The sequence below is a fragment of the Nocardioides sp. genome, from assembly GCF_036401255.1.
Lineage (GTDB): Bacteria > Actinomycetota > Actinomycetes > Propionibacteriales > Nocardioidaceae > Nocardioides.
Genome location: NZ_DASWVI010000002.1, coordinates 1 through 9,163, shown reverse-complemented (window position 1 = coordinate 9,163; position 9,163 = coordinate 1). Strand labels below are relative to the sequence as shown.

Annotated in this window: 12 protein-coding genes and 1 pseudogene; 7 read left to right on the top strand and 6 right to left on the bottom strand. The window is 73.2% G+C overall.

What is annotated here, in order from left to right:
* The 3 genes from VGD85_RS00105 to VGD85_RS00095 all read right to left on the bottom strand — a co-directional run.
* Positions 1-730 (bottom strand): N-acetylglucosamine-6-phosphate deacetylase (locus tag VGD85_RS00105; protein WP_331061409.1); only part of this gene is annotated, 730 nt, incomplete at its 3' end.
* Positions 730-1,926 (bottom strand): PTS transporter subunit EIIC, encoded by a 1,197-nt coding sequence (locus VGD85_RS00100; RefSeq protein WP_331061408.1) that lies wholly within the window; start codon positions 1,924-1,926, stop codon positions 730-732. The genes VGD85_RS00105 and VGD85_RS00100, both read right to left, overlap by 1 nt.
* 59 nt (positions 1,927-1,985) lie before the next feature.
* On the bottom strand, positions 1,986-2,756 hold the full coding sequence (locus VGD85_RS00095) for a GntR family transcriptional regulator (protein WP_331061407.1): 771 nt from the start codon (positions 2,754-2,756) through the stop codon (positions 1,986-1,988).
* Positions 2,757-2,865: 109 nt separating this feature from the next.
* Here VGD85_RS00095 and VGD85_RS00090 point away from each other — a divergent pair, with 109 nt between their 5' ends.
* Genes VGD85_RS00090 through VGD85_RS00080 form a run of 3 tightly spaced genes read left to right on the top strand, consistent with a single transcriptional unit; the run spans position 2,866 to position 4,195 of the window.
* Positions 2,866-3,099, top strand: a complete 234-nt coding sequence (locus tag VGD85_RS00090) for a PTS glucose/sucrose transporter subunit IIB (RefSeq protein WP_331061406.1) — start codon at positions 2,866-2,868, stop codon at positions 3,097-3,099.
* Entirely contained in the window at positions 3,096-3,551 is a 456-nt protein-coding gene (locus VGD85_RS00085; protein WP_331061405.1) for a PTS glucose transporter subunit IIA, read from the top strand. The genes VGD85_RS00090 and VGD85_RS00085 overlap by 4 nt, the downstream gene beginning before the upstream one ends.
* Positions 3,548-4,195 (top strand): HAD family phosphatase, encoded by a 648-nt coding sequence (locus VGD85_RS00080; RefSeq protein WP_331061404.1) that lies wholly within the window; start codon positions 3,548-3,550, stop codon positions 4,193-4,195. Before VGD85_RS00085 ends, VGD85_RS00080 begins: the two co-directional genes overlap by 4 nt.
* Before the next feature lies 1 nt (position 4,196).
* Here VGD85_RS00080 and VGD85_RS00075 read toward each other — a convergent pair whose 3' ends face one another.
* Complete coding sequence (locus tag VGD85_RS00075; protein ID WP_331061403.1) at positions 4,197-4,916, bottom strand: sterol desaturase family protein; 720 nt, start codon at positions 4,914-4,916, stop codon at positions 4,197-4,199.
* Positions 4,913-5,644 carry a FadR/GntR family transcriptional regulator gene (locus tag VGD85_RS00070; RefSeq protein WP_331061402.1) on the bottom strand — a complete coding sequence of 244 codons (732 nt, stop codon included), beginning with the start codon at positions 5,642-5,644 and terminating at the stop codon, positions 4,913-4,915. The genes VGD85_RS00075 and VGD85_RS00070 overlap by 4 nt, the downstream gene beginning before the upstream one ends.
* Positions 5,645-5,739: 95 nt before the next feature.
* On the opposite strand from VGD85_RS00070, the gene VGD85_RS00065 reads away from it, so the two are divergent.
* Genes VGD85_RS00065 through VGD85_RS00050 form a run of 4 tightly spaced genes read left to right on the top strand, consistent with a single transcriptional unit; the run spans position 5,740 to position 8,761 of the window.
* Positions 5,740-6,504: an SURF1 family protein gene (locus VGD85_RS00065; RefSeq protein ID WP_331061401.1), complete on the top strand. Its 765-nt coding sequence runs from the start codon at positions 5,740-5,742 to the stop codon at positions 6,502-6,504.
* 9 nt (positions 6,505-6,513) lie between these two features.
* Positions 6,514-6,861: a DUF3817 domain-containing protein gene (locus tag VGD85_RS00060; RefSeq protein WP_331061400.1), complete on the top strand. Its 348-nt coding sequence runs from the start codon at positions 6,514-6,516 to the stop codon at positions 6,859-6,861.
* Positions 6,862-6,878: 17 nt separating this feature from the next.
* Complete coding sequence (locus VGD85_RS00055) at positions 6,879-7,733, top strand: patatin-like phospholipase family protein (protein ID WP_331061399.1); 855 nt, start codon at positions 6,879-6,881, stop codon at positions 7,731-7,733.
* A complete protein-coding gene (locus VGD85_RS00050) occupies positions 7,730-8,761 on the top strand; it encodes a 1-acyl-sn-glycerol-3-phosphate acyltransferase (protein ID WP_331061398.1) in 1,032 nt (343 codons plus the stop codon). Before VGD85_RS00055 ends, VGD85_RS00050 begins: the two co-directional genes overlap by 4 nt.
* Here VGD85_RS00050 and VGD85_RS00045 read toward each other — a convergent pair.
* A pseudogene (locus VGD85_RS00045) lies at positions 8,758-9,163 on the bottom strand (hypothetical protein); the annotation flags it as partial. The gene VGD85_RS00050 and the pseudogene VGD85_RS00045 sit on opposite strands and share 4 nt — an antisense overlap.

Genomic DNA, 9,163 nt, shown 5'->3' with positions numbered 1-9,163 from the left:
GCACGCCGTCGGCGACCAGCTCGACGTAGGCATCCGGGTGCTCGAGCAGCGCCGCCACCGGGCCCGGGGCCCGGTGGTGCAGGGCGGGCATCGCGTTGAACAGGTGGGTCGCGACGCTCGCTCCCGCCTCCAGCGCCGCACGGGTCTCGTCGTACGTCGCCTCCGTGTGCCCGATCGCGACCGCCACCCCGGCCCGGACCAGTCGCCGGACCGCCTCGAGCCCGCCGGCGCGCTCCGGGGCCAGCGTGACCATCCGGACGTGGCCGCGACCCGCATCGAGCAACGCGTCGATCTCCGCGGGCTCGGGATCGCGGAGCACCCGCGGGTCGTGGGCGCCGGCCCGCCGGGCGCTCAGCCACGGCCCCTCGAGGTGGATGCCGGCCAGCAGGCCGTCGTCGGCGAGGTCGGCCAGGCGCCGGACCGCGCCGAGCAGGGCCTCGGGGGACGCGCTGACCAGGCTGGCGACCGTCGAGGTGGTGCCGTGCGCCAGGTGAGTGCGTACGCCGGTCGCCACCGCGTCGGCGTCGCCGCCGTCGAAGGACGCCCCGCCGCCGCCGTGGGTGTGCACGTCGACGAACCCCGGCACGACGGTCGCTCCGGGGAGTGCGACGTCGGGTGGCCGAGGGGGATCACCCGACCCGACCTCCGCGACCCGGGCGCCCTCGACGAGCAGCCACCCCGGCGCGAGGACCCGCGCCGGGGTGACGATGCGATCGGCAGCGACCAGCACTAGGCGCTCGTGTCCGCGGTGACCAGCGACTCCTCGCCCTCCTCCTCGCGGCCCGGCGTCCGCAGGTTCCACGTCCGGATCACGAAGCGGAACCCGAAGTAGTACACGACGGCGTACCCCAGCCCGATCACGATCAACCAGAGCGGATCGGTGGCGATGTTGAAGTTCAGCACGTAGTCGAACAACCCGGCGGAGAAGCCGAACCCGTCCTTGATGTCGAGCGCGTTCACCAGTGCCAGCGAGGTGCCGGTCAGCACCGCGTGCATCACGTAGAGCGGCCAGGCCACGAACATGAACGCGAACTCCAGCGGCTCGGTGACACCGGTCAGGAACGAGGTGAGGGCACCGGAGAGCATGATGCCGCCGACGACCTTCTTCTGCTCCGGGCGCGCCTCGTGCCAGATCGCGAGCGCGGCGGCGGGCAGCGCGAACATCATGATCGGGAAGAACCCGGTCATGAACGCTCCGGCGGTCGGGTCGCCGTTCAGGAAGCGGGCGATGTCGCCGTGGAAGGTCTCCCCGCCGGTCTCGTAGGTGCCGAACACGAACCACGGCGGGTTGTTGAGGATGTGGTGCAGCCCGAGCGGGATCAGCAGCCGGTTGAGCGTGCCGTAGACGAAGCCGCCGATCACGTCGTTGTCGGTCACCCACTCGCCGAGGTTGGTGATGCCGGCGTCGAACCACTGGTAGACCAGGCTCATCAGCACCGACACGATGATCGCGACGAACGCGGTGATGATCGGGACGAACCGGCGGCCGCCGAAGAACGCCAGGTAGGGAGGCAGCTTGATCCGGTGGTAGCGCTGCCAGAGGTACGCCGAGAGCAGCCCCATCACGATGCCGCCCAGCACGCCGTAGTTGATCAGCGGCTGGGTGCCGTCGTCGGCCAGGTCGAGGATGTACGGCGACATCGCGTCGCCGACGGCCTTGAACACCAGGTAGCCCACCACCGCGGCCAGGGCCGTCGACCCGTCGGCCTTCTTGGCCATGCCGATCGCGACGCCGACCGCGAACAGCAGCGGGAGGTTCGCGAACAGCGCGTTGCCCGCGGCGCCGATGACGGCCGCTACCTTGACCCACTCCAGGCCGTCCTTGCCGAGCAGGTCGTCCTGGCCGAGCCGCAGCAGCAGCGCCGCCGCGGGGAGGGCGGCGATCGGCAGCATCAGGCTGCGGCCGAACTTCTGCAACGGGGCCATGTTGAACCGGGAGCGTCGGGACTCAGCGCCCGAGGCTGCCGCATCTGCTGTGCTCACTGCTACTTCCCTTCGGTGGTGGAGCTCGGGTCGATGTCGTCACGACCCAGCGACATGTGGACCTCGTAGCGATCGCCGCGGTAGCGCGAGACGACGTACTCGATCGGGCGGGAGCCGGCGCGCGAGACGCGACGGAACACCAGGAGTGGCGTGTGCAGGGGCGCGTCGAGGCGCGCGGCCACGGCCTCGCCGGCCGACTCGCCCCACAGGGTCTGCTCGGCGGAGTCGATGACCAGCCCGTACTCGTGGGCGAGGAGCTCGTAGAGCGAGCCGCCGAGGTCGTGCCGGTCGAGCCCGGGCAGGACGTCGGCCGGGTGCCAGCCGTTCTCGAGCGCGATCGGCTCGCCGTCCGCGAGACGCACGCGGTCCAGGCGCCAGGCCTCGGCATCGCGACCGAGGTCGAGCGCCTCTGCCACCTCCGCGGGCGGCTGGGTCCGCTCGATCGCGAGCAGCCGGGTGGAGGGTGTGAAGCCGCGCCGGCGCATGTCCTGGCTGAACGACGCCAGGTGCAGCCGGGTCTCCAGCCGCGGCCGCGCCACGAACGTCCCGCGGCCGTGCACCTTGACCAGCAAGCCGTCGCCCACGAGCGCGTTGATCGCCTTGCGCACGGTGTCGCGGGAGACGGCGTACGTCGCCATCAGCTCGCGCTCGGACGGGATCGCGGCGTCCGGTCCGAGCTCGGTGGTGGCGAGCTCGGCGAGCGCGTCGCGCAGCTGCGCGTGCTTGGGCCGCGGCCCCGAGAGGACCACCCGTCCGGACTGCCTCGCTGCCACGGAGCTCCTCTCGACACCCTGCGGTGAGGGTTGGTACGTTCTGGTACGTACCAGTGAGGATGATCACATCGGGCATCCTTGTCAAGGACCCCTCACGAGGAGCGTGACCATGAGCAGCAAGGCCGAACAGATCCTCGCCGGGCTCGGCGGGGCGGAGAACATCGTCGAGATCGAGCCCTGCATCACCCGCCTGCGCACCGAGGTGCACGACGGCGCGAAGGTCGACGAGAAGGCGCTGCGCGCCGCGGGGGCCCATGGGGTCATCGCGACCGGCAACGTCGTCCAGGTGGTGGTCGGCCCCGAGGCGGACACGCTCGCCGAGGACATCGAGGACCTGATGTGACGGTCCCGGTCTACGCGCCCTGTCCCGGACGCGTGGTGCCGTTGTCGGAGACGCCGGACCCGGTGTTCTCGACCGAGATGATGGGTCCCGGCCTCACCATCGATCCCGATCCGGGCGAGGTCACGGTGCTCGCCCCGATCGACGGCACGGTCATGGTGGTCCACCCCCACGCGTTCGTCGTCATGGGCGCCAGCGGGGTGGCCGTGCTGGTGCACCTCGGCATCGACACCGTGCGGCTGCAGGGCGAGGGGTTCGAGGTGCTGACCGAGAAGGGCGCCACGGTGGCGACCGGCGACCCGATGGTGCGCTGGGACCCCGCGGCCATCGCCGCGCAGGGGATCTCGCCGATGGTCCCGGTGGTCGCGATGGAGCGCCCGAAGGGCACGGTGCCGCCACCGGAGGACGGGGCCCGCGCCGTCATCGGCGAGGTGCTGTTCACCGTCACTCCATGACCCGGCCGAGCCGAGCCGCGGCGCTGCTCCTCGACCTCGACGGGACCCTGGTCGACACCGAGCCGATGCACCGTGCGGCCTACCGGCGGTTCTTCGAGGGCCATGGCTGGGAGGTGCCGGACCTGTCGCTGTTCACCGGCCGCCGAGCCGCCGACGTCTTCGCGACCGAGGCCGGGCCCTGGACCGGTGAGGACGGCCACGCCCTCGCCCGCGAGGTGATGGCCTGCATCGATCCGGAGGCCCTGCCCGAGCCGGTGCCCGGCGCCGCCGCGCTGCTCGAGGCCGCGGCGCGCCTCGGGGTGCCGGTGGCGATCGTGACCTCCGCCGGTCCGGCCTGGGTACGCCGCCTGGCGGCCGGCCCGTTGCCCGGGCTCGCGGACGTCGAGGTGCTGGTCACTGCCGAGGACGTCACCGACGGCAAGCCCGACCCGGCGGGCTACGACCTGGCCTGCCGCCGCCTGGGTGTCCCCGCGGCCGACGCGGTCGCGGTGGAGGACTCCCCCGCCGGCGTACGCGCCGCGGTGGCTGCCGGGGTCGACACGGTCGTCGGTGTCACCACGACGTGGGACGCGGCAGCCCTCGCCGCTGCGGGCGCGAACCGCGCCGTCGGCGACCTGCGCGTGCTGGCCGAGGAGCTGACGTAGCTCAGAGTCCTTCGCGGGCGTGCAGCGAGCGCACGGTCGGCGAGGTCGGGACCGTGGCCGGGTCGGGGTAGGTGCCGAACAGCCGGTCGGCGGTGCCGGCGGTCGTCACCGTGAACCAGTAGTGCTCGCTCTTGTAGTGGTGCAGCCGGTGGTTGCGCCAGACCGCGCGGTACCACCGCGAGCGCGGCCGGTAGTCGCTGTGCAGCAGGTAGTGGGTCCACTCGTAGCCGGACATGATCGCGGAGACGGCGACCAGCAGCGTGAGCATGCTCGAGGTGGTGGGCATGGCCAGCCACGCGATCGCGACGTACGCCGGGAGCAGCCACAGCTCGACCTGCCACGGCACGAAGACCAGCGGGATCGCCCGCGGGTCGGCGTGGTGGGCGCGGTGCTTGCGCGAGAGCAGCGGGTCGACGGTCAGCGGACCGACCTGCCGCGGGCGCCAGTGCAGGATGCCGACGTGGACGACCCACTCGATGATCGGCAGCAAGAGCACCAGGCCGACGGGAACGAGCAGCTCCCACCACGCACCGCCGCCGACGACGACCCGGCCGACCGTCGACACCAGCAGGAGGCTGCCGAGCAGCCACGGCGACGGATGCCGCCAGAACGACCACCAGGCCCGGCCGAGCGACACGTTCGTGCGGCGCGCGCCGGTGATCCGCTCCTCGTCGGCGGCCACCCGCCGGGCGGCCAGCTCCTCGATCTCGCTCTTCGTCATCGGTCCTCCAGGGCTGGGTCGAGAGCGGCCAGGGCGGCGAGCAGGCTGGTGGTGGCCGGGCGGAGCACCCGGTCGGCGGCCGCGCGGGCGGTCTCGGGGTCGCCGGCGCCGATCGCCGCGGTCAGCACCCGGTAGGCGCCGACCTGGTCGACCTCCTCGGCCATCAGCGGGGCCAGCGCCTCGAGCGCGGGCTCGTAGGCCGCGCGCAGGCTGTTGAACATCAGGCGGAACACCATCGAGTCGGCGGCGTCGACGACGTGATCCCAGAACGCCAGCGCGTGCACCTGGCGCTGCACCCCGTCGTCGGTCTCGCCGAGCGCGTCGAGCGTCTCGGTGAGCAGCACCTCCAGCGCCGGGCCGCCCCGCTCGGCGGCCAGAGCCGCGACCCCGGGGCCGACCACCAGGCGGGCCTCGAGGATGCTCCGGGCGATCGCCGGGTCGAGCTCGCCGCGGCGCACCAGGAGCCGGGGCAGCAGGTCGAGCCCGGCGTACCGCCGGAAGTCGCGCACGGTCGTCGCGCCGCCGTGGCGTACGTCGAGCAGCCGGGTCTGGGCCATCCGCTGGAGCGCCTCGCGCACCGCCGGGCGGGAGACGCCGAGCACCTCGGCGAGCCGGCGCTCGCTGGGCAGCGCCTCGCCGGCGCCGATCCCGCCGTCGACGACCTCGGAGAGGACCTGGTCGAACACCTCGTCGGGGACCGAGCGTCGGGTCACGGGCTGCAGCGGCATGCCGACGACCGTAGATCGCGGCGGTTCGGTGGTCAAGTGGTCTGACCAGATCGACCGGAGCCTGGACGCCTCCGGCCGCTGCGTACCCTGGAGCCGTGCCCCGCTCGCTCGCCCCGCGGTACTGGGGAGCGCACCTGCTCGCCCTGGTGCTCGTCGGCATCGCCGCGTGGCTGGGGCTGTGGCAGTTCGGGGCGTGGCAGGACCACCGGCGCGCGGAGGCCGCCGACCTCACCCACGCCGACCCGATGCCGCTGGCGGAGGTGATCGGCCCCGACGACCCGTTCCCCGGCAACCGCATCGGCCAGCCGGTGCGGGTGGCGGGCACCTGGGTGCCGGCGGGCACCGTCTACGTCTCCGGCCGGGAGCACCAGGGGCGCGAGGGCTACTGGGTCGTGACACCGCTCGCGGTCGACGGGACCGCCGGCTCGGCGCTGCCGGTCGTGCGCGGGTGGGTCGCCGACCTCGACGCCGCGCCCGAAGCGCCCACAGGGCCGGCCGAGCTCGTGGCCTGGCTGCAACCGCCGGAGGGCACCGGCGAGGCCGACGACGACCCGTCGGACGACGTCTTGCCCCAGCTGCGGATCGCCGACGTCATCCAGCACGTCGACCAGGACCTCTACGGCGCGTACGGCGTCGCCGAGACGCCCGGGCCGGGCCTCGAGCCCGCGACGCTCGAGCAGCTGCCGGAGGTCGACGCGCTCACCGCGGTGCGCAACCTGCTGTACGCGATCGAGTGGTGGTTCTTCGGCGCGTTCGCGCTGTTCATCTGGTGGCGGTGGGTCGCCGAGACCAACGCGGGACCCGACGAGGACGCCCCCGCCGCCGAGCGGGCCGAGGAGCGCTCGGGCGTCGGTCCGTAAGGTGGCCTCGTGAAGAACCTGTTCAACACCTACCGGGTGCTCGCGATGATCGTCGGCGTCCTGCTCGCCTTCTGCGCGCTGGTCGCGGCGCCCCTGAAGTACCTCGCCACCGAGGACAGCAGCCTGCAGAACTTCGGCGAGGCCGCCAGCATCCTCTGGGTCGTCCACGGCTGGGTCTTCATGATCTACGTGGTCGTCGCGTTCCTGCTCGCGCGCCGCGCCCGGTGGACGATCGGCTTCACGGTGCTGATGCTGGTCGCCGGCCTGATCCCGCTGCTGATCTTCTGGGTCGAGCACCGGGTCACCCAGAAGGTCCGCGCCGAGAGCCCCGAGCTCGTCGGGTCGACCCCGGCCTAGCCGGTCCGCCACCGCCGATGACCACCGCGTTCGTGCTCGGCGGGGGCGGCGTGCTCGGTGCCGTCGAGGTCGGCATGCTCCGGGCCCTGCTCGAGCGCGGCATCGTCCCCGACCTCGTGCTCGGGACCAGCGTCGGCGCGCTCAACGGCGCCATGGTCGCCCGCGAGCCGGAGCTCGGCGTGGTCGAGAAGCTCACCGCGCTGTGGCAGGGCGCCGGCCGGACCGGCGGCCCGCAACCACAGCAGGTGTACGGCGACCGCCCGCTGCGGACCGTGCGCCGGGCGGTCTCGACCGGAACCCACCTCTGGTCGGCCCGGCCGCTGCAGCAGGCCCTGGCCGAGGAGTTCGGCGACCTCACGTTCGAGGACCTGCCGGTGCGGTTCCAGGTCTGCGCGGCGAGCATCGAGCGCGCCGCCGAGCACTGGTTCGACTCCGGTCCCCTCGTGGACGCGGTCGTCGCCAGCGCCGCCGTACCCGGCCTGCTGCCGCCCGCGAAGGTCGGCGAGGAGCACTTCCTCGACGGCGGCATCGTGAACTCCATCCCGCTCGCGCGGGCGGTGCGCCTCGGCGCGGACCGGGTCTTCGTGCTCCAGGTCGGTCGCATCGACCGGCCGCTGACGGTGCCGCGGCGACCGTGGGAGGTCGCCAGGGTGTCGTTCGAGATCGCGCGGCGGCACCGGTTCATCCGCGAGCTCGAGGAGCTGCCCGAGGACGTCGAGGCGTACGTGCTGCCCGCGCGCGGGACCTCCGGGCGCGACGACTCCGTGTTGGGCAGCCGGGACTTCTGCGGCATCCAGCAGCGCATCGACGAGACGTACGCCGCGTCCGCGGCCTACCTGACCGACCACCTCGGACCGGCGGACGACCGATGATCCGCCTGCTGCGGCGGCTGGTCATCGCGCCGGCGGTCGTCGCGCTGACCGGCCTGCTGTGGGTGACGCTCCCGCTGTGGGTGATCGGCGCCGCCGCGCTCTCGCCGGTGGTGCCGGGCCGGCTGCGGCCGCTGCGCATCCTGTGGGTCGCGATCGTCTACCTCACCTGCGAGGCGGTGCTGCTGGTCGTGCTGTTCGGCCTCTGGCTGGCGTCCGGGTGTGGGTGGCGGCTGCGCTCGGCGTACTTCGAGGGCATCCACTACGACCTCGTGCAGGGCACGATGTGGGTCTTCTTCCGCGAGGCGCGGCGGGTGCTGCGGCTGCGGATCGAGACCGAGGGCCCGGCGCCGGACGCACACCCGGGGCGGCCGATCCTGGTGTGCTGCCGGCACGCCGGTCCCGGCGACTCCTTCGTGCTGATCCACACCTTGATGGCGTGGTACGCCCGCGAGCCGCGCGTGGTGCTCAAGGACACGCTCGCCTGGGACCCCGCGATCGACGTGATCTTGAACCGGGTCCCGGCGCGGTTCATCACGCCCAACCCGGCCGAGGGCGAACGGCTCGAGGAGCAGATCACCGCGCTCGCGACGGGGCTGGACGAGAACGACGCGTTCGTGATCTTCCCCGAGGGCGGGAACTTCACCCCGCAGCGCCGGCAGCGGGCGATCGAGCGGTTGCGCCGGCTCGGCATGGAGCGGATGGCCGCGCGGGCCGAGCGGATGATCCACGTGGTCGCGCCGCGGCCCGGGGGCTTCCTGGCGGCGCTGGACGCCGCACCGGACGCCGACGTCGTGCTGGTGGCGCACACCGGCCTCGACCACCTGGTCACCGTCGGCGACATCTGGCGGGAGCTGCCGATGGACAAGCGCATCGTCATGCGGTGGTGGCAGGTCCCCCGGGCCGAGATCCCCGCCGGCCGCGAGGAGCGCATCGACTGGCTCTTCGGGTGGTGGGAGCGGATCGACTCCTGGATACAGCAGAACCGGCCCGAGGAGCTGACCCCGGGCCGGTTCCGTCGCCGACGCTAGTTCTTGTCGTCCACGTCGACGACCGTGGCGGGGTCGTCGGGCGTGGTGGCCGGGTGCGGGGACTCGGCCTGGTCGGCGAGCGCCTCGTCGGGCGAGGAACCGCCCTCGTCGTCGGCGGTGTCGGTCGGGGCCGGTGCCGGCGTGGGCGCCGGCGCCGGCGTCGGGGTGTAGGAGGACTGCCAGTTGTCGCTCTGGCCGCCGCCCTGGAGTTTCTTCGCCACGAAAGCGGCGATCGCGGCGATGCCGGTGAGCAGGAGCAGCTTCTTGGTCTTGCCGCCCTTCTTCTTCGGCTGGGCGACCGTGGACACCTTGTCGGCCGTCGCCTCTGCGGCCTCGGCGGCGCGCTCGGCGGCCAGGCTCGCGCCGTGGGCGACCTTCTCGGCGGCGATCGCGGCACCCGAC

Excerpts from the sequence above, each read along its gene's own strand:
- VGD85_RS00100 (WP_331061408.1), bottom strand. The coding sequence starts at position 1,926 with ATGGCCCCGTTGCAGAAGTTCGGCCGCAGCCTGATGCTGCCGATCGCC.
- VGD85_RS00090 (WP_331061406.1), top strand. The coding sequence starts at position 2,866 with ATGAGCAGCAAGGCCGAACAGATCCTCGCCGGGCTCGGCGGGGCGGAG.
- VGD85_RS00080 (WP_331061404.1), top strand. The coding sequence starts at position 3,548 with ATGACCCGGCCGAGCCGAGCCGCGGCGCTGCTCCTCGACCTCGACGGG.
- VGD85_RS00075 (WP_331061403.1), bottom strand. The coding sequence starts at position 4,916 with ATGACGAAGAGCGAGATCGAGGAGCTGGCCGCCCGGCGGGTGGCCGCC.
- VGD85_RS00070 (WP_331061402.1), bottom strand. The coding sequence starts at position 5,644 with ATGCCGCTGCAGCCCGTGACCCGACGCTCGGTCCCCGACGAGGTGTTC.
- VGD85_RS00055 (WP_331061399.1), top strand. The coding sequence starts at position 6,879 with ATGACCACCGCGTTCGTGCTCGGCGGGGGCGGCGTGCTCGGTGCCGTC.
- VGD85_RS00050 (WP_331061398.1), top strand. The coding sequence starts at position 7,730 with ATGATCCGCCTGCTGCGGCGGCTGGTCATCGCGCCGGCGGTCGTCGCG.